Annotated in this window: 21 protein-coding genes and 3 tRNA genes; 8 read left to right on the forward strand and 16 right to left on the reverse strand. The window is 70.4% G+C overall.

What is annotated here, in order from left to right; translation table 11 throughout:
- Window positions 1-3: 3 nt before the first annotated feature.
- From AB0F52_RS28745 to rplJ, 4 genes are all read right to left on the reverse strand, one after another.
- The gene (locus AB0F52_RS28745) at window positions 4-756 is read right to left on the reverse strand and encodes an ABC transporter permease (RefSeq protein ID WP_013222532.1); all 753 of its coding nucleotides are present in this window, start codon (window positions 754-756) and stop codon (window positions 4-6) included.
- A gap of 38 nt (window positions 757-794) precedes the next feature.
- Entirely contained in the window at window positions 795-1970 is a 1176-nt protein-coding gene (locus AB0F52_RS28750) for an ABC transporter ATP-binding protein (protein WP_360177623.1), read from the reverse strand.
- Window positions 1971-2375: 405 nt separating this feature from the next.
- Complete coding sequence (rplL, locus tag AB0F52_RS28755) at window positions 2376-2759, reverse strand: 50S ribosomal protein L7/L12 (RefSeq protein WP_103342384.1); 384 nt, start codon at window positions 2757-2759, stop codon at window positions 2376-2378.
- Between the two features lie 49 nt (window positions 2760-2808).
- Window positions 2809-3363: a 50S ribosomal protein L10 gene (gene rplJ / locus AB0F52_RS28760; protein WP_103342383.1), complete on the reverse strand. Its 555-nt coding sequence runs from the start codon at window positions 3361-3363 to the stop codon at window positions 2809-2811.
- 311 nt (window positions 3364-3674) lie between these two features.
- Between rplJ and AB0F52_RS28765 the strand changes: the two genes are divergently transcribed.
- Window positions 3675-4535: a hypothetical protein gene (locus AB0F52_RS28765; protein WP_360177628.1), complete on the forward strand. Its 861-nt coding sequence runs from the start codon at window positions 3675-3677 to the stop codon at window positions 4533-4535.
- On the opposite strand, the gene AB0F52_RS28770 is transcribed toward AB0F52_RS28765, so the two are convergent.
- From AB0F52_RS28770 to AB0F52_RS28795, 6 genes are all read right to left on the reverse strand, one after another.
- Complete coding sequence (locus AB0F52_RS28770) at window positions 4532-5305, reverse strand: alpha/beta hydrolase (RefSeq protein ID WP_360177631.1); 774 nt, start codon at window positions 5303-5305, stop codon at window positions 4532-4534. The two genes, AB0F52_RS28765 and AB0F52_RS28770, sit on opposite strands and share 4 nt — an antisense overlap.
- Window positions 5306-5375: 70 nt before the next feature.
- Window positions 5376-6095 carry a 50S ribosomal protein L1 gene (gene rplA / locus AB0F52_RS28775; RefSeq protein ID WP_086842353.1) on the reverse strand — a complete coding sequence of 240 codons (720 nt, stop codon included), beginning with the start codon at window positions 6093-6095 and terminating at the stop codon, window positions 5376-5378.
- Window positions 6096-6174: 79 nt separating this feature from the next.
- On the reverse strand, window positions 6175-6612 hold the full coding sequence (gene rplK, locus AB0F52_RS28780; protein ID WP_003079266.1) for a 50S ribosomal protein L11: 438 nt from the start codon (window positions 6610-6612) through the stop codon (window positions 6175-6177).
- A 74-nt stretch (window positions 6613-6686) separates the two neighbouring features.
- Entirely contained in the window at window positions 6687-7535 is an 849-nt protein-coding gene (gene nusG, locus AB0F52_RS28785) for a transcription termination/antitermination protein NusG (protein ID WP_103342380.1), read from the reverse strand.
- Between the two features lie 73 nt (window positions 7536-7608).
- A complete protein-coding gene (gene secE, locus AB0F52_RS28790) occupies window positions 7609-8049 on the reverse strand; it encodes a preprotein translocase subunit SecE (RefSeq protein ID WP_360177636.1) in 441 nt (146 codons plus the stop codon).
- A 26-nt stretch (window positions 8050-8075) separates the two neighbouring features.
- Window positions 8076-8148, reverse strand: a tRNA-Trp gene (locus AB0F52_RS28795).
- A 206-nt stretch (window positions 8149-8354) separates the two neighbouring features.
- Between AB0F52_RS28795 and AB0F52_RS28800 the strand changes: the two genes are divergently transcribed.
- Genes AB0F52_RS28800 through AB0F52_RS28815 form a run of 4 tightly spaced genes read left to right on the forward strand, consistent with a single transcriptional unit; the run spans window position 8355 to window position 11585 of the window.
- Window positions 8355-9281, forward strand: coding sequence for a TIGR03619 family F420-dependent LLM class oxidoreductase (locus AB0F52_RS28800; protein ID WP_360177639.1), 927 nt, complete (start codon window positions 8355-8357; stop codon window positions 9279-9281).
- 59 nt (window positions 9282-9340) lie between these two features.
- Complete coding sequence (locus AB0F52_RS28805; protein WP_285988034.1) at window positions 9341-9691, forward strand: GntR family transcriptional regulator; 351 nt, start codon at window positions 9341-9343, stop codon at window positions 9689-9691.
- Complete coding sequence (locus AB0F52_RS28810; RefSeq protein WP_360177643.1) at window positions 9688-10644, forward strand: hypothetical protein; 957 nt, start codon at window positions 9688-9690, stop codon at window positions 10642-10644. Before AB0F52_RS28805 ends, AB0F52_RS28810 begins: the two co-directional genes overlap by 4 nt.
- A 35-nt stretch (window positions 10645-10679) precedes the next feature.
- Window positions 10680-11585: an SGNH/GDSL hydrolase family protein gene (locus AB0F52_RS28815; protein WP_360177646.1), complete on the forward strand. Its 906-nt coding sequence runs from the start codon at window positions 10680-10682 to the stop codon at window positions 11583-11585.
- Window positions 11586-11597: 12 nt separating this feature from the next.
- Here the strand turns inward: AB0F52_RS28815 and AB0F52_RS28820 are convergent, their stop codons facing one another.
- The 6 genes from AB0F52_RS28820 to AB0F52_RS28845 all read right to left on the reverse strand — a co-directional run bounded on the left by AB0F52_RS28820 (window position 11598) and on the right by AB0F52_RS28845 (window position 15660).
- Window positions 11598-11996, reverse strand: coding sequence for a MaoC family dehydratase (locus AB0F52_RS28820; protein WP_360177648.1), 399 nt, complete (start codon window positions 11994-11996; stop codon window positions 11598-11600).
- Window positions 11993-12442 carry a MaoC family dehydratase N-terminal domain-containing protein gene (locus tag AB0F52_RS28825; protein WP_360177651.1) on the reverse strand — a complete coding sequence of 150 codons (450 nt, stop codon included), beginning with the start codon at window positions 12440-12442 and terminating at the stop codon, window positions 11993-11995. Before AB0F52_RS28825 ends, AB0F52_RS28820 begins: the two co-directional genes overlap by 4 nt.
- A gap of 81 nt (window positions 12443-12523) precedes the next feature.
- Window positions 12524-12688, reverse strand: coding sequence for a 50S ribosomal protein L33 (gene rpmG, locus AB0F52_RS28830; RefSeq protein ID WP_005152047.1), 165 nt, complete (start codon window positions 12686-12688; stop codon window positions 12524-12526).
- A gap of 50 nt (window positions 12689-12738) precedes the next feature.
- Window positions 12739-12811 (reverse strand) — tRNA-Met (locus AB0F52_RS28835).
- A gap of 50 nt (window positions 12812-12861) precedes the next feature.
- Window positions 12862-12934 (reverse strand) — tRNA-Thr (locus AB0F52_RS28840).
- Between the two features lie 80 nt (window positions 12935-13014).
- Entirely contained in the window at window positions 13015-15660 is a 2646-nt protein-coding gene (locus tag AB0F52_RS28845) for an EAL domain-containing protein (protein ID WP_360177654.1), read from the reverse strand.
- Window positions 15661-15896: 236 nt separating this feature from the next.
- Between AB0F52_RS28845 and AB0F52_RS28850 the strand changes: the two genes are divergently transcribed.
- The 3 genes from AB0F52_RS28850 (at window position 15897) to lon (ending at window position 20261) form a co-directional block, all read left to right on the forward strand.
- Window positions 15897-16835, forward strand: coding sequence for a GNAT family N-acetyltransferase (locus AB0F52_RS28850; protein WP_360177657.1), 939 nt, complete (start codon window positions 15897-15899; stop codon window positions 16833-16835).
- A gap of 71 nt (window positions 16836-16906) precedes the next feature.
- Window positions 16907-17758 (forward strand): SAM-dependent methyltransferase, encoded by an 852-nt coding sequence (locus tag AB0F52_RS28855; protein WP_360177660.1) that lies wholly within the window; start codon window positions 16907-16909, stop codon window positions 17756-17758.
- 100 nt (window positions 17759-17858) lie between these two features.
- Window positions 17859-20261: an endopeptidase La gene (gene lon / locus AB0F52_RS28860; RefSeq protein ID WP_360177663.1), complete on the forward strand. Its 2403-nt coding sequence runs from the start codon at window positions 17859-17861 to the stop codon at window positions 20259-20261.
- Window positions 20262-20306 lie beyond the last annotated feature (45 nt).

Consider the following 20306-nt stretch of genomic DNA (forward strand, 5'->3'; position numbering starts at 1 on the left):
GCGCTAGTCCAGCTTTCCGGGCACGATCTGCAGGTAGATCAGGGTGATCACGAAGTTCACGACGAACAGCAGCAGGAACGTGATGACCACCGACTGGTTCACCGCGTCCCCGACGCCCTTCGGGCCGCCGGAGGGGTTCAAGCCCCGGTAAGACGCGACGACGGCGGCGATGAACCCGAAGATCAGCGCCTTGAGCTCACCGACCCAGAGGTCGGGCAGCTGCGCGAGGGCGGAGAAGCTGGCCAGGTAGGCGCCCGGCGTCCCGCCCTGCAGCACGACGTTGAAGAAGTAGCCGCCGAGCACGCCGATGACGCTGACCATGCCGTTGAGCAGGAGCGCGACCAGCATCATGGCCAGGGTGCGCGGCACGATCAGCCGCTGGACCGCGGAGACGCCGAGCACCTCCATGGCGGCGATCTCTTCGCGGATGGTCCGCGCGCCGATATCAGCACAGACGGCGCTTCCTCCTGCGCCCGCCACCAGCAGCGCGGTGACCAGCGGACTGGCCTGCTGCACGGTGGCGAGCACGGAGCCCGCGCCGGTGTAGGACTGCGCGCCCAGCTGGCGGGCGAGCGACCCGAACTGCAGCGAGATGACGGCGCCGAACGGGATGGCCACCAGGGCCGTCGGCAGGATCGTCACGCTCGCGATGAACCACGACTGCTGGATGAACTCCCGCAGCTGGAACGGGCGCTGGAACAGGCCGCGGACGATGTCCAGGCCGAGAGCGAACAGGTTCCCGGTCTCGCGGAGCATGCCGATCCCGGGAATCTTCGCCTGTGTTGCGGGAGAGCTCACCGGCCACCTGGCCCGTTGTTCGGTGGCATTCGGTGCGTGCCGGTTCTCGGCGGCTGGCCGCCGGGGATCCGCGCCACCTGTTCGGCGGGCAGCTGCCCGTGGTGCTGGTTCGGGACACCGCCGTCACCCTGCGGACGGGCGCCGACCTGCTGCGGCTGCCCGCGGTGCGGCCGCACGCCGTAGTGGCGCTGCTCCTCCGGGCTCAGCGACTCGATGATGCTTTCCTGCGCGGCCGGCGGCAGCCGGTGCATGATCTCCATGACCCGGTCCTTGCGGCGGACGGCACCCATCCGGGTGGGCACGCCCGGCGTCGGCTGCATCTGCGGCGGCACGCCGGAGACGTCCTCGACCCCGCCCGCGTGGTGGCCGGCTTCGAACATCGCCTGCTCGGCGGCTATCTGGGCGCTGTCCTTTTCCTCGGACATACCGATCGGGCCCTGCATCTTGCCGTTGAGGAACTGCTTGACGACCGGCTCTTCGCTGGTCAGCAGCACCTCGCGCGGGCCGAACATGACCAGTTCCTTGCGGAAGAGCATGCCCAGGTTGTCCGGCACCGTGCGGGCCAGGTTGATGTTGTGCGTGACGATCAGGAACGTCGCGTCGATCTGCGCGTTGACGTCGAGGAACAGCTGCGAGATGTAGGTGGTGCGAACCGGGTCGAGGCCCGAGTCCGGCTCGTCGACCAGGATGATCTCCGGGTCGAGCACCAGGGCGCGGGCCAGGCCGGCGCGCTTGCGCATCCCGCCGGAGATCTCGCCCGGCAGCTTCTTGTCGGCGCCGTTCAGACCGGTCATGTCGAGCTTTTCGAGCACGATCCGGCGGATTTCCGTCTCGGACTTCTTCGTGTGCTCGCGCAGCGGGAAGGCGACGTTGTCGTAGAGGTTCATCGAGCCGAACAGCGCGCCGTCCTGGAAGAGGACACCGAAGAGCTTCCGGATCTCGTACAGCTTGTGCTCGGAGCAGGTGACGATGTCCACCCCGTTGATCATGCAGCGGCCGCGGTCGGGCTTGAGCAGCCCGATCATCGACTTCAGGAAGACCGACTTGCCGGTCCCCGACGGGCCGAGCATGGCCGACACTTCGCCCGGGGGGAGCGTCAACGTGACGTCCCGCCAGATGGCCTGCTTACCGAAGGACTTCGTCAGACCTTCGATGACCACCTCGGCACCCATCGCACCTCCAGGAGCTGTTCCGCGTCATTGCGCCCGCTGCCACACCCTGCCACCCACGCCGGCGGCGAGTGTGGGCCGGTGGCGCCCACGAACCCGCGTCAACCAGGTGCAACGAGCTGAGTGCGAACAGGTTACTCACCAGTTTTCTTTTCTGGCCAGCCCCGGGTTCATCGTCACCCCGCCGTGATCGCCAACTGGCAGCACGGTAGCCCAAACGGGGCAATGGCGCAGGTCCGAGCGACCCCCGATCCACGATTTAGGGACCCCGGGGCGATCCGGACACCGCTCCTAGGGGTTGCGGCGGGCTCCCAGCTCAGGAAGTCGTAGACGCGGAAAGGGGCGGGCATCCGAAGTGGATGCCCGCCCCTTTCTCGAGGTGGTGCATAGGCGCTTGCGCGCCCGGAATCACTTGATGGAGATCTTGGCGCCCGCAGCCTCGAGCTTCTCCTTGGCGGCCTCGGCGGCCTCCTTGTCGACCTTCTCCAGGAGGGCCTTGGGAGCGGCCTCGACCAGCTCCTTGGCCTCCTTCAGGCCCAGGCCCGAGACGACCTCGCGGACGACCTTGATGACCTGGATCTTCTTGTCACCGGCGCCCTCGAGGACGACGTCGAACTCGTCCTGCTCCTCGACCGGGGCGGCAGCGGCGGCGGCCGGGCCGGCGGCGACGGCGACCGGCGCGGCGGCGGTCACGTCGAAGACCTCTTCGAATTCCTTCACGAACTCGGACAGCTCGAGGAGGGTCAGCTCCTTGAAGGCGTCGATCAGCTCGGTGGTGCTCAGCTTCGCCATGATGGCTTCCTCTCAGAAAAACGAACTAGACGTTCGGGGTGGGGGTAAATCAGCTCTCGGCGGGTGCTTCGGCTGCTTCGGTACCGGCGGCGTTGCGCTGCTTCTCCTCCAGCGCGGCAGCCAGGCGGGCGACCTGGGACGCCGGCGCCTGGAACAGCGCGGCGGCCTGGGACAGCTTCGCCTTGAACGCGCCCGCCGCCTTGGCGAGCAGGACCTCACGGCTGTCGAGATCGGCGATCCGGTTGATCTCGTCCACGGACAGCGCTCGGCCGTCCATGTAGCCGCCCTTGATCACAAGCGCGTTGTTGTCCTTCGCGAAGTCGCGAAGCGCCTTGGCGGCGTCGACCGCTTCACCCTCGACGAAGGCGATGGCGGTCGCGCCGACGAACAGGTCCTCGAGCCCCTGGACGCCAGCGTCCTCGGCGGCACGCTTGACGAGGGTGTTCTTCGCGACCCGGTACTTGGCACTGGTGCCGAGAGCGCGGCGCAGCTGGGACAGCTGGGACACGGAGAGGCCGGTGTACTGGGTAACGACGGTGGCCGAGCTGGTGCGGAAGCTCTCCGCGATCTCGGCGACGGCCGCCACCTTGTCGGGCTTCGCCATGGTCGCCTCCTCTCTTGGCTAGTGTTTCCACTGGCGTTCGAGGAGCCCCGAAACGACGAAACGCCCTCGCGCAGACAGGCGCGGGGCGTTGTTGGGCACTTTGGGGTGCCCGCCTCGTTCCTCCTGCGCGGGCCGCCCGGCGAGTGCGGGACCTTCGTTCCCCGTGTTGGGCGGGGAAAACCAGCGGTCTTCGGTAGAACCGTGGTCAAGTGTACGTGATGGGTTCGGAGGGGTGTTCGCACCCCCCGCGCTGACCTGCGTTTAGGACGCCTGGGGGTTCCCTGTGGTCCCTCGGGGGGCATCATGGTGACGTGGCGGAGCAGCGCGATGACGGAAAGCCGGGCTCGGAGATCGAACCGGCGGGCTCCAACGCGCCCACCGCGGGCGCTCCTCCCCAGCCGCCGGTGGACCCGGCGCAGCTCGAACAGTTCCGCCAGTTCCAGCAGTTCCAGGACTACCTGCGGTTCACGCAGGCCCAGCAGGGCAACCAGCCGGCACCCACCCCGGATGCCGGGATGGTCCAGGCGCCTTCTTCCCAGCCTGCCACCCAGCCGGGCGGGCAGCCTCCGGTCATTCCCCCCGGCTACCAGCTCGTCCCGACCGAGCGCCGCCGAGCGCCGCGATGGCTGAGCTGGCTGGGCAAGAAGGTGATCGCATGGGTCTTGGCGATCGTGATCCTCGGCGTCGCGGGCACGTGGCTGTACAACCACTTCTTCCCCAACGACTCGGGCAAGACCTCCGCGCAGCTCGCCCAGGAGGGCGGCGGGAAGTACCAGACCAACCACATCCTTTCGACGAGCCCGTACGAAGCCGTCCGCGAGGTCTACGACGCCATCGCGCAGAACCTCGTCCCGCAGGCGTGCGGGCGGATGGACGAGCCGATCCAGCAGAAGTTCGCCCAGGACCTGGGCTACGCGGACTGCCAGGTCGCGGTGCACGAGCTGAACCGCAAGGTCACCAACAAGAACAAGTACGCGGAATCGATGCCGTCGTACGTCTCGGAGCCGATCCCCGGCGATCGGTTCACGATCAGCTCGTGCCAGTTCGGCATCGAAGGCGGTCCCGCGCTCGGCGCGTTCACCGTGGCGAAGGTGCCGAAGGGGCAATGGCTGATCGTCGAGCACACCAACGAACCCACGCCCTGCCCGCTGCCGACGCCGACCAGCCGCTAGCGCGGGTGCGGAGCCGACAGGAAAGACACCAGGGCCTCCGCGAACGCCGGTGACATCACCGCCGTCATGTGGTCGCCCGGGATGCGGACCAGCCTTGCTCCCGCGATCGCCGCCGCCAGGCGCTCCGGCTCGGCGGCCAGCTGGTCCTGCTCGCCCGCCAGGACCAAGGTCGGCACCCCGATCGCCGAGAGGTCCAGGCGCCCCTGACGGGAAGCCGAAGCCACCGCCGCCAGCGCTCGGCGATCGCCGCCCACCGCGTCGGCCAGCAGGCGGAACGGCACCCCCGACGGCGGTACCGAGGACGGGTCCTCCGCCAGCAGGGCCGAAGCGATGTCCGCCGGCTTCAGCACGCGCAGGTCCACGCCGCCGAAGTCGACGATGCCCGAGCCCACGCCGCCCGTGGCCAGGCAGCGGATGCGCTTGTCGGACGCCGTCACCGTCAGCGCGATGATCGCGCCCATCGAGTAGCCGACCATCGAGACCTCGTCGAGGACCAGCTCGTCGAGCAGCGCCGAGACGTCCCGCGCCATCGCGTCCTCGGTGTAGCGGGACTCGTCGTGCGGCTTTTCGGAGCGGCCGTGGCCGCGGGCGTCCAGGGAAATCACCGTGAAGCCGGCCGAGCGCAGGGCCGCGACGACCCCCGTGGAGATCCAGTTCGCGTTCGTGTCCGCGGCGAAACCGTGCTGCAGCAGCACCGGGCGGTGGGCGCCGTCGCCCTCCCACACCGTGTAGTGCAACCGGAGCCCGTCGAACGACGCGAAAGTCGGCATGCTGTCAATAAGACACGAAGAAAGGGCGCCCCCGCAGCTAGCGGGGACGCCCTTTCTGGTGATCTCAGACTCAGACCGCAGCTTCCTCGGAAAGGAGGTTGCGGGTCCGCAGCGGGTCGACCGGGATGCCCGGGCCCATCGTGGTGGTGAAGGTGACCTTCTTCAGGTAGCGGCCCTTCGCCGACGACGGCTTGGCGCGGAGGATCTCGTCCAGCGCGGCGGCGTAGTTCTCGACCAGCTTCTCGGTGTCGAAGGAAGCCTTGCCGATCACCAGGTGCAGGTTGGCCTGCTTGTCGACGCGGAAGTTGATCTTACCGCCCTTGATGTCCTTCACGGCCTTCTCGACCGCGGGGGTCACCGTGCCGGTCTTCGGGTTCGGCATCAGGCCACGCGGGCCGAGGATGCGGGCGATGCGGCCCACCTTGGCCATCTGGTCCGGCGTCGCGATCGCGGCGTCGAAGTCGAGCCAGCCACCCTGGATGCGCTCGATCAGTTCGTCGGTGCCGACCGCGTCCGCACCGGCGGCTTCGGCCTCGGCGGCCTTGTCGCCGACGGCGAAGACGATGACACGGGCGGTCTTACCGGTGCCGTGCGGCAGGTTCACGGTGCCGCGGACCATCTGGTCGGCCTTGCGGGGGTCCACCCCGAGACGCATCGCGACCTCGACGGTCGCGTCCATCTTGGTCTTGGAGGTCTCCTTCGCCAGCTTCGCAGCCTCGAGCGGCGCGTACAGCCGCGCCTTGTCGATGAGCTCCGCAGCCTGGCGGTAAGCCTTGCTGTGCTTGGTCATGCTTCTGTCCTTAAGTAATCGTGGATCAGTGTGGTGTCAGAGCCAGCACTTGGCTCTCCCACGGGTATTGCTGCAAACGTCAGGCGTCGACGACCGTGATGCCCATCGACCGAGCAGTGCCGGCGATGATCTTCGCGGCCTGGTCGATGTCGTGCGCGTTGAGGTCGGTCTCCTTGGTCTTGGCGATCTCGCGGACCTGGTCCCAAGTGACCTTGGCGACCTTGGTCTTGTGCGGCTCGCCGGAGCCCTTCTCGACACCAGCGGCCTTGAGCAGCAGGCGCGCGGCCGGCGGCGTCTTCAGCTTGAAGTCGAACGACCGGTCCTCGTACACGGAGATCTCGACCGGGACGACGTCCCCGCGCTGCGACTCGGTCGCGGCGTTGTAGGCCTTGCAGAACTCCATGATGTTGACGCCGTGCTGACCCAGCGCGGGGCCGACCGGCGGCGCGGGGTTGGCCGCACCCGCCTTGATCTGCAGCTTGATGATCGCCGCAAGCTTCTTCTTCTTGGGTGGCATTTCTTTTCCTGTCCTGTACTACGTTCCCCGCGTACCTGCCGTGGACACGGGGACTGCGGCCGAACGGGCGGCCGTCAGATCTTGGAGACCTGGTTGAACGACAGCTCGACCGGGGTCTCCCGGCCGAAGATCGACACCAGGACCTTCAGCTTCTGCCCGTCGATGTTGACCTCGGAGATCGTCGCCGGCAGCGTCGCGAACGGGCCGTCCATGACCGTGACCGACTCGCCGATCTCGAAGTCGACCTCGACGGCCGGGCCACCGAGCGGGGCCGCGGTCGCGGTGGACTCGCCCTTGCCCGCCTTCGCGGGGGCTTCGCTCTCGACCTTCGGGGCGAGGAACTTCAGCACCTCGTCCACGGTCAGCGGCGACGGCCGCGAGGTGGCGCCGACGAACCCGGTGACACCGGGCGTGTTGCGCACCGCGCTCCACGAGGCGTCGTTCAGGTCCATCCGGACCAGGATGTAGCCGGGCAGCACCTTGCGCTGCACCTGCTTGCGCTGGCCGTTCTTGATCTCGGTGACCTCTTCGGTCGGGACCTCGATCTGGAAGATGTAGTCCTCGACGTCCAGGGTCTGGGTCCGGGTCTCGAGGTTGGTCTTCACCTTGTTCTCGTACCCGGCGTAGGAGTGCACGACGTACCACTCGCCGGGCGCGGCGAGCAGCTCGGAGCGCAGCTTGGCGACCGGGTCCTCGTCATCCGCGGCGGGCTCGGCTTCGGCCTCGTCGGCCGAGGCCTCGTCAGCGCCTTCGTCGGCGGAAGCGGCGTCGTCGGCACCGGATTCGGCGTCGTCGACCTCGGAGTCCGACACGTCGACGGGCTCGAGGTGTGCGGACTCCTCGTCACCGAGTGCCGCGTGCACCTGCTCGTCGGAAAGCTCGGTCAGGTCGTGACCGGCTGCTGTGCCGTTGTCGGAGGTCACGTTCCGTCCTCTCAGTTGATCATTGCGGGCCAAGGCCGGGACCTGGGCCCCATTCGGCGCGCGCCGGAGCGCGTCAGCCGAAGATCTTGCCGATGCCCCACTTGAATGCCAGGTCGAGCACGCTCACCAGGCCCACCATGAACACCACGAACGCGAGCACGACCACGGTGTAGGTGACCATCTGCTTGCGGTTGGGCCAGATGACCTTGCGCAGCTCCGCCCAGACCTCGCGGATGAAGCGCACCAGCCGCGCGAACACGGAGGCCTTCTTCGGCTTCTGGTCCCGCTTCGGAGTCGGAGCACCCTTCGCGTCCGGGGCGGTCTTCTCCCCCGACTTCCCGGCCGGACGGGTCTTGTCGTCCGCACGTGCCGCGGACTTCCCCGCCGGGCGAGCGGTCGCACGGCGCTCACGCCGGGCAGCGGCTGTGACGGGACGGGACGGGCTCTCGGGCTTCCGCCCGGTGCCGTCCTGATCCTGCTCGCCGCCGCTGGCGTCGCTGTCGCTCACGACCACTCCTCCGCTCCACCAGTTCCGTTACGCAGGGGTGACAGGACTTGAACCTGCAACCTGCGGTTTTGGAGACCGCTGCTCTGCCAATTGAGCTACACCCCTGTGGAGTCCCGATCGCTCGGAGCCCCGGAGGACGCATTCCATCGTCCCCACCATCCAGGCGGGGATGACCGTAGTGCGTTCCAAGTCCCGAAGTCTACGGCAAGCCTCGCGAGAGGCCGCAACCGCGCCCCCCGATCGACCACCGCACCCCGGCCGGCCTGCGGGAAACTCCCCGCCGGCCACCTGATCATGCCAGGATGTCCGCCATGACGACCACCCCCCGTCCGGCGGGGGCTCCGATGCGGCTCGGCCTCGCACTCCCCCAGTACGGCGCCCTCGCCGACCCCGCCGCCGTGACGCGCTTCGCGACGGCCGCGGAGGACCTCGGGTTCACCTCGCTCTGGGTGGGCGACCGGATCCTGACGCCGCTCGAGCCGTCGGACCTCTACCCGGGCGGCGGGACGCCGGAGCACCCGTACCCCCGGGAGTTCGAGACCTTCGCCGACCCGTTCACGACGCTGGCGGCCGCGGCCGCGGTGACGCGCACGGCCCGCCTGGGGATGAGCGCGCTGACCGGCCCGGTCTATTCCCCGGTGCTCCTCGCCCGGGCCCTGACCTCGCTCGACCTGGCCAGCTCGGGACGGCTCGACGTCGGCTTCGGGCTCGGCTGGCTGCGCGAGGAGTACTTCGCCACCGGAGTGCCGTGGGCAGGCCGGGGCCGGCGGCTCGAAGACCTGCTCGACGCGCTCGAGGCGCTCTGGACCGGCGACCCCGCGGAGCACGAAGGCCCGCAGTGGCGGATCGCGCCGTCGACGGTCGGCCTGCGCCCGGCACAGAACCCGCGCCCGCCGGTGCTGCTCGGCGGCTTCTCACCGCCGGCGCTGGCCCGGGTGGGGCGCCGCGCGGACGGCTGGCTCGCCGGCTGGATGCCGGAGCAGTACCTGACCGGACTCTGGTCGGTCGCGCTCGACGCGGCCCGGAAGGCCGGACGCGACCCGGACGCCCTGCGCCGCGTGCTGCGGATCAACCCGAGGGCGGGCACCGCCGTCGAGACGGCCGCCGACGTCCTCCCCTGCCTCGACGTGGCCCGCGAGCTGGGCATCACCGAGGTGCTCGTCGACCTGCACTACGTCGCGAAGGACGTCGACCACGCCCTGGACCTCGCCGGCGACCTGATCACGAACGCGAACTGACCCCATCCGCGTGACGCAGGTCTCGCGCAGCGCCTCATTGTTCTATTATAGTTAGAACTATGCTCGTTCAAATCGATCCGAGCTCCACTGTCCCGCTCTTCGAACAGGTGGCCGCCTCGCTGCGCCGGTCCCTCGCCGACGGCCGCCCGGCGCCCGGGCAGCAGCTGCCACCGGCCCGGGAACTGGCTGCGGCCCTCGAGATCAACGTCCACACCGTGCTGCGGGCGTACGCGCTGCTTCGCGACGAAGGCCTCATCGACCTGCGGCGCCGCCGGGGCGCCGTCGTCATCGGCGGCGCGTCCTCCCGGGCGCGGCTGGCCGAACTGGCCGAGGACCTGGTCCGCGAGGCGAAACGCACGGGCGTCGGCCTGGACGAACTCACCGGGGTGTTGAAGGAGAAGTACTCATGACCAAGCTGATCCGGGTCCTGTTCGCCACCGCCGTGCTGCCTGGCGCCGCGCTCGCGGTCGCGGGCGCGCTCGAGAACGGGTGGGCGCACCGGCTGCCCGACCCCGTCGCGACGCACTGGCGCAGCGCGCCGGACGGTCACAACGCACTCGCGGCGTTCACCGGCCTGACCCTGGGGGTCGGCGCCGTCGCCGTCCTGCTCCTGGCCACGACGGCGGTCAACGCGCTGCGCCGCGGACGGCCGCTGCCGCGTCCGACCGTCGGGGTGGGCGCCGGGTTCGCGGCCCTGCCGGCCGCGGTCCTGCTCTCGGTGCTCGTGGCGAACCTCGACGTCCCGGACTGGCACGCGGCCCGCAGCGGCGTCGTCGTCGTGCCCTTCATGCTGGGCGCGGTCGTCATCGGGGTGGTGGCGGCCCTCGTCGGCGGCCTGCCGGCACCGGCCCGGGAGACCTCGGGGCAGCGGCCGACCATCGGTCTCCGGCCCGGGGAGCGCGCGTTCTGGTCGGGTCGCGCGGTGAACCCGGCGATGCTCTGGGCGCTGGCGCTGATCCCGGTGGCGATCGCCCTCCTGCCCGCCGGGCTCCCGTGGCAGACCGGCGTGTGGATCGCCCTGGTCGGCTTGGTGGTGACGGCGCTGACCTACCGGCTGTCGGCGACCGTGGACGCCAAGGGCGTCACGATCCGCTTCGGCCTCCTGGGCGTCCCGTGGCGGCACCTGGCACTGGCCGCCATCCGCGAAGCGACCACGCGCGAGCTCACGACGTTCGGCGACGGCGGGCTCGGTCTCCGGTTCAACCCGGTCACCGGCACCACGGCGTACAAGGTCCGCGGTGGCCCGGCGCTGGTCCTCGCGCTCGAGAACGGCCGGACCGTGCTGGTCAGCGTGGACGACCCGGAGACGGGCGCCGGTCTGGTCAACGACCTGCTCGCGCAGCGGATCACCCGGATTGACTAGGTCGGCGGCGCGGCGGGTTCGGTAGAAACGAAGAAGTGGCGAAAAAGAGCGGTGGCGGCGGCTGCCTGGTGGTCGTGCTCGTGGTCGGGCTCCTGGCCTTCGGGTACTACAAGTGGCACCACGGCTCGTCGTCGGCGCCCCCGGAGGGCGTCGACACCGGGGGTGGCTCCGGCCGCTACGTCGCCCTCGGGGATTCGTACACGTCCTCGCCGCGGACCGGGCGCCAGGCGGGGACCCCGGCCGGCTGCGACCGCTCGGACGACAACTACCCGCACCTCGTCTCGGCGAAGCTGAAGCCGGCCCAGTTCGCCGACGTCAGCTGCAGCGGCGCGACGACGGATCACCTCAGCCAGGCGCAGAAGACGGGGAACGGGACGAACCCGCCGCAGCTGGACGCGGTCACGGCGGAGACGACGCTGGTGACGCTGGGCATCGGCGGCAACGACATCGGCTTCATCGGGTACGCGTCGAGCTGCGCGACGACGCACCAGGACGCCGCACCCTGCCGGGACCGCCTGACGGCCGGCGGCCACGACCAGCTGGCCGAGCGCATCGACGCCACGGCCCCGAAGGTCGGCGGGCTCCTCGACCGGATCCACCAGAAGGCCCCGAAGGCGAAGGTGGTGGTGGTCGGCTACCCGACGGTGCTCCCGGACGGCAACGGCTGCTGGCCGTCGCTGCCGTTCGGCGCGGGCGACATCGAGTACTTCCGCGGCGCGCTGGGCAAGCTGGACAAGATGCTGGAGGACCAGGCGGACGCGCACCGGGCGGGCTACGCGGACACGGCCACCCCCGGCAAGGGCCACGACGTGTGCTCGGCGTCGGACAAGCGCTGGGTGGAAGGCCTGCTGCCCGCCTCGCCGGCCATCCCCCTCCACCCGAACGCGCGGGGGGAGCAGGGCATGGCCGACGCGGTGCTGGCGGTGCTCAAGCTGCCGTAGCGGCCGTGCGGCTCAGCGGCGGACCAGGGCCTGCGGCTTCCCCAGCACCGTCTTGCCGTCGAACTTCACCACGAGGTCGATCCGCGCGATGCCGTCGTCCTTGACGTCCGCGACCTTGCCGGTGATCTCCACCAGCGCGCCCTCGGGCGTGTTCGGCACCACCACCGGGCGGGTGAACCGGGCGCTGAAGTCGATCAGCCGGGCGGGGTCGCCGAGCCAGTCCGTGACCACCCGGCCCGCCACCGCCATGGTCAGCATCCCGTGCGCGATCACGTCCGGCAGGCCGACGCCCTTCGCGAACGCCTCGTTCCAGTGGATCGGGTTGAAGTCCAGCGCCGCCCCGGCGTACCGGACCAGCTGCTCGCGGGTGATGCGGACCTCGAGGGCGGGCAGTTCGTCGCCGGGGTTCACGCGTTCTCCCCTCGGACCACCAGCTGCGCGCGGGTGGAACAGACCTTCTGGCCGGCGGCGTCGGTGATGTCGGCGCGCAGGTTGATGAAGTCGTTGCCCGCACGGGTCATGATGGCGTCGATGTGGGTGGTCACCTCGAGCACGTCACCGGCGAACACCGGGCGCGTGTAGGTGAAGCCCTGGTCGCCGTGCACCATCCGCGAGTAGTCGAGGCCGAGCTCGGGGTCGGCGACGATCGCGTTGATCGAGGCGAGGTTGATGATCGTGAGGAAGGTCGGCGGGGCGATCACGTCCGGGTGACCGGCTTCGCGGGCCGCCTCCGGGTCGCGGTAGATCGGGTTCGCGTCGCCGATCGCGTCGGCGAACTCCCGGATCTTCTCCCGGCTCACTTCGTAACTGGTCTGCGGCGGATAGCTCCGCCCGGTGAACGACTGGTCCAAGGGCACGGCGACGAGGCTACCAACAGCGAGAAGCCGCCCGGAGCAACTCCGGGCGGCTTCTTCGAGCTGGTGTGAACGCGCTACGCGTCAGCGGGTTTCCTTGTGCGTCCGGTGCGTACCGCAGTTCGGGCAGAACTTCTTCATCTCCAGGCGATCCGGGTTGTTGCGCCGGTTCTTCTTGGTGATGTAGTTGCGGTGCTTGCACTCTTCGCACGCCAGCGTGATCTTGGGTCGCACGTCGGTGGCAGCCACAGCGTTTCCTTCTCTCTCAGGTCCCGGGGGCCAGCCCCGTCGTTACCGCGTAGCGGTGGCCGGACTTGAACCGGCGACACAGCGATTATGAGCCGCTTGCTCTGCCAACTGAGCTACACCGCCCTTACATGACCCAAGCCGCGACACGCAGGCGTGACGCGGCTGAGGTCGTGAGCCCCTTTACGGAATCGAACCGTAGACCTTCTCCTTACCATGGAGACGCTCTGCCGACTGAGCTAAAGGGGCCTCGCCTCTCGCGAGGACTTGAAAAGATTAGCAAGGGGCTTCACCCGCCCGTGCAACCGGGGTCCCCTTAGCACAAAACCTCAGGTCAGAAGGGTCAACACGGTCTCGGAGTGGCGTCCGGGTGAGCGCGCGGTCCGGGCCTGCAGCCACGCCTCCAGCCGGTCCTCCGGCAGCGGCCGCGAGATCAGGTAGCCCTGGGCGACGTCACACCCCATCGCCTCGAGCTGGTCGCGGGCCACGTCCTCCTCGACGCCCTCGGCCACCACCGTCAGCCCGAGCGAGTGCCCGAGCTCGACGATCGACCGCACGACCGCGAGGTCGCCGAGGTCGGTGCCCATCCCGAGGACGAAGCTCTTGTCGATCTTGACCTGGTCGACCGGCAGCTGCCGCAGGTACGCCAGCGACGAGTAGCCCGTCCCGAAGTCGTCCACGGCGAGGGTGATGCCCAGCGAGTGCAGCTCGCGCAGGATCGGCAGCGCCTTCTGCGGGTCGGACATCACGCCGGACTCGGTCAGCTCGAACGTGAGCAGCTCCGGCGGGATGCCGTAGTGCTCCAGCTCGCGGGCCACCTTGTTCGGGAAGTCCTCGTCGGCGAGGTTGCGCACCGACAGGTTGACCGCGACCGAAATCCGCAGGCCCTCGTCGAGCCACTTGCGGCAGCGCTTGAGGGCCTCGCCGAGCACGAAACCCGTCAGCACGCCGATCAGGCCGGCCGCTTCGATGGCCGGGACGAACTCGTCCGGACCGAGCCGGCCGAACTCGGGGTGCACCCAGCGGACCAGCGCCTCGACGCCCTGGACCTGCCGGTTCGGCAGGGTGATCTTCGGCTGGTAGTGGACGCTGACCTGGCCGTCCTCGAGGGACTGCCGGAACTGCGTCACCATCTGGAAGCGGCGCAGGAAGATCTGGCCCATGCTCGGCACGTAGCCGCGGACCTCTTCGCCGCCCTTGGTCGCGCGGACGGCGACGTCGGCGCGCTGCAGCAGGCCTTCGATGTCGACGACGTCACCGGGCTCTTCGGCGGAGGTCGTCGCGTAGCCGATCATCGCGTTCGCCTCGACCGACAGCCGGTCGACCGGGTACGGCGCCGACAGCTCTTCGCGCAGCCGTTCCGCCGCCCGGTGGGCGTCCTCCGGCGGGAGGCCGACGAGCAGCGCCGCGAAGGACGCGCCTTCGAGCCGGGCGAGCGGGACGTCGGGGCCGAGCGCGTCGCGGATGCGGCGGCCGGCCGCGACGACCATCCGGTCGGCCCAGGCGTAGCCGAGCGCGTCGCTGACCGTCGAGAAGACGTCGAGGTCGATCCGCAGCACCACGGCGTTGGCGAAGTCCCGCAGCGGCTCCTTCGCCACCTGCCGGAAGCCCGGCCGGTTGAGGTGCCCGGTGAGCGGGTCGTGGTAGGCGTCGTGGCGCAGCGTCGCCAGCAGGCGCCGGTTGTCCAGCGACGTCGCGAGGTGGCTGGCCATCGTGCCGAGCAGCTGGACGTCGTACTTGCCGAACCCGCGCCAGCGGGACAGCCGGTCGTGCGCCTCGACGACGCCGAGCAGCCGGTTCGCGCTGCGCAGCGGGACGACGAGCGCCTCCTGCGCGCCGCGGTCGAGCAGCGCCGCGCGGACGTCGGGGTTGGCCTCGGTGATCCGGAAGTGCCGGACGTGCGCGCCGGGCAGCCGCAGCAGCGGGTCGTCGGCGGCGGGGTCGGCGGCCGGCAGGTCGTCGCCCGCGACCACCACCCGCATGGTGTCCTTCGGCTCGAGCCGGAGCCGCAGCACGACGCGGCCGGCGGCGAGCTGGTCCTTGATGCGCTCGGCGATCGTCGCCCATTCGCGGACGTCGACGCCGCCGACGAGCTCGTCGGCGCGGCTGGCCGGGCGCGCCGCGGCCTGCTGGCCCGAGCGGGCGACCATCAGGCTGACGTCCGAGAGTGCCTCCATGTCCCGCTGCTCACGCAGCAGGTCGGAGTACGCCCAGTACAGCGCGGTGAGGCCGAGGAAGACGGCGAGCACCAGCGGCCACGCCTGGGGCGTGCTGGAGATGACGAGGTAGCCGGAGAGGCCGACGGACGCGTTGACGAAGCCGACGACCAGGATCCGCCCGGTGAGCCGGACGGCGGTGCTGACCCGCATGCGGCGCCGCAGCACGCGGACCGCGGCCAGGGCGAGCAGCGTGCTCACCAGCGGCGCGGTCAGGGTGCCGGCCAGCGCCGCGAGCCACGGGATCTTGTCGCCGGTCCCGGCGCCGACGAGGTACTTCACCAGCCCGGCGACCGCGAAGGCGCCGGTGATCTCGAGCAGGAACGCGCCCGCGTTGTAGAGGACGCGCCCGGCGACCTTGCGGGCGAGCAGCGTGCCGATGCCGGCGATCAGGTGCGCGGCCAGCACGACCTCGAACGGCGCGATGAAGAACCCGATGACGAGCGGGATCTCGGTGAAGGAGATCGTCCACGAGATGCCGCTGCGGACGTCGACGTTGATGCCGAGCTGTTCGGCGAGCAGGAAGGCGACCGCGAGCACGGGCCCGATCCACAGCAGCCGGTCGTTCCACTCGAACGGCAGCCACGAGCCGACCGCGAACGCGGCGACGAGCCCGAGGCTCAGGACGGCGAAGGTGTAGACGCGGAAGCGGCGTTCGTCCGTGCGGGCTTCGGCGGAGACGGGTGGTGTCCCGGAAGCGGCTCCCGGCCCGGGCTGCGCCTGCGCGACGGCGTCACCGTGGGCGTTGGTGTCCGGCATCCGACCTTCCCTCCCGGCTTGTCCACCGGTGCTGATCCGTGACTTCGGGTGTGGACAGGGGCCATACCGTACCCCGTAGGGCGTATCCGCGTCCCTTTCGAGACAGTAGGAGATCACCCCAGGGTTAACAATGCCTCGAACGCGCTGACCTGCGTGGACCAAGGGGTGACGGGCCGGATGACTGAACTCGGCCGGTTCCGTGCCCACCGGGGGCCGGGTCGCGCTTCAATGGGCCCATGCACAGCGATGTGATTGCCACCGAGCACGCGGCACGGCTCGCGGCGGTGGACTCCCTGCTCCCCGGATCGACTCCCTTCGAGGCAACGGAAAACGCGGTGGTCCTGGAGGTGGCGACGGGCGACTCCGCGGCGTCCGCGCTGGCCTCCCGGGTCCAGGTCGACCGCGACGCCCCGAACGCGCCGTGGCGCGCGCTGACCGAGCACCGGCTCGACCTCCAGCTGGCCGGCCCGCAGCCGGCGGCCGCGCTGGACGCCCTCCTCACCCGATGGGATGAACATCTGCGCGCCGTCGCCGAGCCGGGCGACACCGAGACGGCGGCGATCGTCCCGCGCGCGAGCCGGGACGCCGCCGGCGCGCGCGAAATGCTGCACCACGGCTTCGCGCCGCTGCGGGTGGTCGCGGTCCGCCCGGCGCAGCGGCTGGTGCCGGCGACCCCGCTGGCGACGCCCGGGGTCAAGATCCGCCGCGCCGAGCCCGGCGACCTCGAGACGGCGGTGGAGCTCGGCATGGAGCTGCACTCCTACGACGCCCAGTACGGCACGGTGAACTGGCGCACCGGCGTCGAGGAGATCCTGGCCAAGGATCTCGCCGAGCAGCTGAAGCGGCCGGAGCCGCCGTTGTGGATCGCCGAGCTGTACGGCCGCCCGCTCGGCATGGTCAGCGTCCAGCACCCGGGCGACACCGGCTGGATCAGCGGCCGCGTCGCCGCTTCCCGCGTGGGTTACCTGTCCTCACTGGCGGTGGCGGAGGCCGCGCGGTCGTCCGGCGTCGGCACCGCGCTGGCGACGCACGCCCACCACGTCCTCGACGAGGAAGGCGCCGACGTCGTCCTGCTGCACCACGCCGCGGCGAACCCGTTGTCGACGCCGTTCTGGTACGCGCAGGGGTACCGCCCGCTGTGGACGTACTGGCAGCGTCGACCGGCTGTTCGGTGAACTACTGGTGGATTACCCGGGCTCTGCAGGCCTTATAGGCTGGCCCTCGCCGCCAGCGAGGGGAGCCTGAAGTGACCGACCAGCGGGATTCCGCGCCGAGAGCGCCCGAAGGTGTCGACACCGAGAAGCCGTCCGCGGCCCGGATCTACGACTGGTACCTGGGCGGTACCCAGAACTGGGCCGTGGACCGCGAGTTCGGCCGGCGCATGGAGCAGCAGTGGCCACTGGTGCGCCCGGGGTCGAAGCAGAACCGCGAGTTCATGAACCGCGCGGTGCGGGCGGCGCTGCGGGCCGGGATCCGGCAGTTCATCGACCTCGGGTCGGGGGTGCCGACGGCCGGGAACGTGCACGAGGTCGTGGAGGCGGAGCTGCCCGAGGACCATGACGCGAAGGTCGTCTACGTCGACTACGAGCCGGTCGCCGTCGCCCACGCGACGCTGATCCTCGAGGAGGGAATCGCGACCGACTGGGCCGGCATCGTCCAGGCCGACATGCGGGACGCGAAGTCCGTGCTGCGCGCCTCGGAAACGCAGCGCCTCATCGACTTTTCCCAGCCCGTCTGCCTGATCATGGCGGCGGTCCTGCACTTCGTCGGACCCGACGACGATCCCGACGAGCTGCTGGCGGCGTACCGGGACGCCCTCGCGCCCGGCAGCTGGCTGGCGATTTCGCAGATGAGCGAAGGCGACGGCGAAGGCCCGTACCTGGACGGGCTGCGCTGGTTCGTCGAGCAGTACCGGAAGACGAGCAACCCGGTCTGGCTGCGCAACCGCGAAGAGATCGAGCCGCTCTTCGGGGACTGGCCGCTCCTGGAGCCGGGCATCGTGCACCTGCCGGACTGGCGGCCGGACCGGAAAATCAACGCGCTCGAGGCGGAGGCCCGCCCCTTCGCGTGGTGCGCGGTGGCGGAGAAACCCGCCTGACCTGCGGTTTCCTCGATCGCTGTGGGCGAACGCACCATCGGAAACAAACACACCCATCGGAGAGTTGAGCTAAGCAGACTCAACTACCCGAGGAGTGCACATGTCCGACACCCGCCTCCTGCCCGTGCTCCCGCTCGATGACGACGTCGTGCTGCCGGGCATGGTGGTCCCGCTCGACCTCACCGACACCGAGACGCGGGCCGCGGTGGAGTCCGCCCAGGCCAAGACGCCGAGCCAGGCGTCCTTCCCCGGCATCCGCTCGTCCGCCGCCACCAAGGCGGAGGTCCTGATCGTCCCGCGCGTCCACGGCGAGTACGCCGAGTTCGGCACCGTCGCCACGGTCGAGCGCATCGGCCGCGTGCCCGGCGGCAAGGCCGCCGTCCTGCTGCGCGGCACGGCCCGCGCGGTCGTCGGCCGGATCGCCGACGGCCCCGGCGCCGCCCGCTGGGTGCACGCCGAGGACGCCCCCGAGACCACCGACGACCGGGCCGCGCAGCTCGCGGCCGAGTACAAGGCCGTCGTCATCTCGATCCTCCAGCAGCGCGGCGGCTGGCAGCTGATCGACGCCGTCCAGCAGGTCGAGGACGCCTCCGCGATCGCCGACCTGTCCGGCAACGCGCCGTACCTGTCCACCGAGCAGAAGCTCGAGCTGCTCGGCGCGCTCGAAGTCGCCGCGCGCCTGGAGAAGGCCCTCGAGTGGAGCAAGGAGTACCTGGCCGAGCTCGAGGTGACCGACACGATCCGCAAGGACGTCGCCGACGGCATGGAGAAGCAGCAGAAGGAGTTCCTGCTGCGCCGCCAGCTCGAGGCGATCCGCAAGGAGCTCGGCGAGCTCGACGGCACCGCGCAGGACGACGACTACCGCGCCCGCGTCGAGGCCGCCGAACTGCCCGACGCCGTCAAGAAGGCGGCACTGGCCGAAGTGGACAAGCTGGACCGCGCGTCCGAGCAGTCCCCCGAAGGCGGCTGGATCCGCACCTGGCTGGACACCGTCCTGGAGCTGCCCTGGAACGAGCGCACCGAGGACGTCTACGACATCGCGGCCGCGCGGGCGGTGCTGGACGCCGACCACGCCGGCCTCGACGACGTGAAGGAACGCATCATCGAGTACCTGGCCGTGCGCAAGCGCCGCGCGGAATCGGGTCTCGCCCCGGTCGGCGGCCGCCGGTCCGGCGCCGTGCTCGCCCTCGCGGGCCCTCCCGGGGTCGGCAAGACGTCGCTGGGTGAGTCCGTCGCGAAGGCCATGGGCCGCAAGTTCGTCCGCGTCGCGCTGGGCGGCATCCGCGACGAGGCGGAGATCCGCGGGCACCGCCGCACCTACGTCGGCGCGCTGCCCGGCCGGATCGTCCGCGCCATCAAGGAAGCCGGCTCGATGAACCCGGTCGTGCTGCTCGACGAGATCGACAAGGTGGGCGCCGACTACCGCGGCGACCCGACCGCGGCACTGCTCGAAGTGCTGGACCCGGAGCAGAACCACACGTTCCGCGACCACTACCTCGAGGTCGAGCTGGACCTGTCCGACGTCGTGTTCCTGGCGACGGCCAACGCGCTCGAGACCATCCCCGGCCCGCTGCTGGACCGCATGGAGCTCGTCACGCTGGACGGCTACACCGAGCACGAGAAGGTCACCATCGCCCGCGACCACCTGCTCCCCCGCGAGCTGGAGCGCGCGGGGCTGGGTGCTTCGGACGTCGTTCTCACGGACGCCGCGTTCAGCCGGATCGCCGCCGAGTACACCCGCGAGGCGGGCGTGCGCGACGCGAACCGGACGATCGCGAAGGTGCTTCGGAAGATCGCGACGAAGGTCGCGCTGGACGAGGTCTCGCTGCCGCTGACCGTGGACGCTCCTTCCCTGGAGACCTACCTGGGCCGTCCGCGGCACATCCCGGAGTCGTCGCTCCCGGCGTCGACGCAGCGCACGGCGACCCCGGGCGTGGCGACGGGCCTGGCGGTGACCGGCGCGGGCGGCGACGTCCTGTACATCGAGGCGTCGCTGGCGGACCAGGAGTCCGGCGCGTCCGGGCTGCAGCTGACCGGCCAGCTCGGCGACGTGATGAAGGAGTCGGTGCAGATCGCGCTGTCCTACCTCAGGTCGCACGGCGCGGAGCTGGAGCTGCCGGTGGGTGACCTGAAGAACCGCGGCATCCACGTCCACGTCCCGGCGGGCGCGGTCCCGAAGGACGGCCCTTCCGCCGGTGTCACCATGACGACGGCGCTGGCATCGCTGCTCTCGGGCCGGGTGGTCCGCGCGGACGTGGCGATGACGGGCGAGGTGTCCCTCACCGGCCGCGTGCTCCCGATCGGCGGCGTCAAGCAGAAGCTGCTGGCGGCCCACCGGGCGGGGATGAAGACGGTGATCATCCCCCAGCGCAACGAGCCGGACCTGGACGACGTCCCGGCCGAGGTGCTGGCCCAGCTGGACGTCCACGCGGTGGCGAACGTCCGCGAGGTCCTCGACCTCGCCCTGACCCCGGCTTCGACGCCGGTTTCCCAGGCGGCGTAACCCCGAGCGCCGCCACGACGGCCGGTTTCCCTCTCCCCCAAGGGA

The sequence above is a fragment of the Amycolatopsis sp. NPDC024027 genome (assembly GCF_040638975.1).
GTDB lineage: Bacteria > Actinomycetota > Actinomycetes > Mycobacteriales > Pseudonocardiaceae > Amycolatopsis.

Excerpts from the sequence above, each read along its gene's own strand:
- AB0F52_RS28745 (WP_013222532.1), bottom strand. The coding sequence starts at position 756 with ATGCTCCGCGAGACCGGGAACCTGTTCGCTCTCGGCCTGGACATCGTC.
- AB0F52_RS28750 (WP_360177623.1), bottom strand. The coding sequence starts at position 1,970 with ATGGGTGCCGAGGTGGTCATCGAAGGTCTGACGAAGTCCTTCGGTAAG.
- rplL (WP_103342384.1), bottom strand. The coding sequence starts at position 2,759 with ATGGCGAAGCTGAGCACCACCGAGCTGATCGACGCCTTCAAGGAGCTG.
- rplJ (WP_103342383.1), bottom strand. The coding sequence starts at position 3,363 with ATGGCGAAGCCCGACAAGGTGGCGGCCGTCGCCGAGATCGCGGAGAGC.
- AB0F52_RS28770 (WP_360177631.1), bottom strand. The coding sequence starts at position 5,305 with ATGCCGACTTTCGCGTCGTTCGACGGGCTCCGGTTGCACTACACGGTG.
- rplA (WP_086842353.1), bottom strand. The coding sequence starts at position 6,095 with ATGACCAAGCACAGCAAGGCTTACCGCCAGGCTGCGGAGCTCATCGAC.
- rplK (WP_003079266.1), bottom strand. The coding sequence starts at position 6,612 with ATGCCACCCAAGAAGAAGAAGCTTGCGGCGATCATCAAGCTGCAGATC.
- AB0F52_RS28800 (WP_360177639.1), top strand. The coding sequence starts at position 8,355 with ATGACGACCACCCCCCGTCCGGCGGGGGCTCCGATGCGGCTCGGCCTC.
- AB0F52_RS28805 (WP_285988034.1), top strand. The coding sequence starts at position 9,341 with ATGCTCGTTCAAATCGATCCGAGCTCCACTGTCCCGCTCTTCGAACAG.
- AB0F52_RS28810 (WP_360177643.1), top strand. The coding sequence starts at position 9,688 with ATGACCAAGCTGATCCGGGTCCTGTTCGCCACCGCCGTGCTGCCTGGC.
- AB0F52_RS28845 (WP_360177654.1), bottom strand. The coding sequence starts at position 15,660 with ATGCCGGACACCAACGCCCACGGTGACGCCGTCGCGCAGGCGCAGCCC.
- AB0F52_RS28850 (WP_360177657.1), top strand. The coding sequence starts at position 15,897 with ATGCACAGCGATGTGATTGCCACCGAGCACGCGGCACGGCTCGCGGCG.
- lon (WP_360177663.1), top strand. The coding sequence starts at position 17,859 with ATGTCCGACACCCGCCTCCTGCCCGTGCTCCCGCTCGATGACGACGTC.